This is a genomic window from Caballeronia sp. GAWG1-5s-s (assembly GCF_023631445.1).
GTDB lineage: Bacteria > Pseudomonadota > Gammaproteobacteria > Burkholderiales > Burkholderiaceae > Caballeronia.
On sequence record NZ_JALQDC010000067.1, the window covers coordinates 1 to 503 of the forward strand.

Here is a 503-nt window from a genome sequence, read left to right on the forward strand (position 1 = left end):
GTGGCCATGTCCAGCGCCTGATGCGGCCGCTCGTGGTTGTACACCTGGCGCCACGCGTCAAAGGCTTGCTGGGCGCTCTTCAGGTTCTTGAAGTGGCGGCCCGCGAGCAGTTCGGCCTTGAGCGTGCGATGAAACCGTTCGTCTTTACCGTTGGTCTGCGGGTGGCGGGGGCGACTGTACGAGATCCGGATGCCCAGGCGCATCAGCCAGATCGCCAGCGCAGTCAACTGACCCGAGCGCGCCGGGCTGCCCCAGGGCGGACCGTTGTCCGCATTGATGCGCAGCGGCATCCCATAGCGGCGAAACACCGCGCGCAAGTGCTCGCGCACCACCCGCGTGGGCGTGCTGCCACAAGCATCGAGCGCCAGATCGAAGCGCGAGTGATCGTCCAGCACGGTGAACGGCGCGCAGCGCGTCCCACTATCCAGTTCGATGCAGCCCTTGAAGTCCATCTGCCACAAATCGTTGGGATGCGCGTGTTCGAAGCGTTGCCACGGCAAGGC

At 65.4% G+C, this 503-nt stretch carries 1 protein-coding gene; it reads right to left on the bottom strand.

What is annotated here, in order from left to right; all coding sequences use genetic code 11:
- On the bottom strand, positions 1–503 hold a 503-nt coding region (locus tag NCR34_RS27925; RefSeq protein ID WP_250501441.1), incomplete at both ends, for an integrase core domain-containing protein.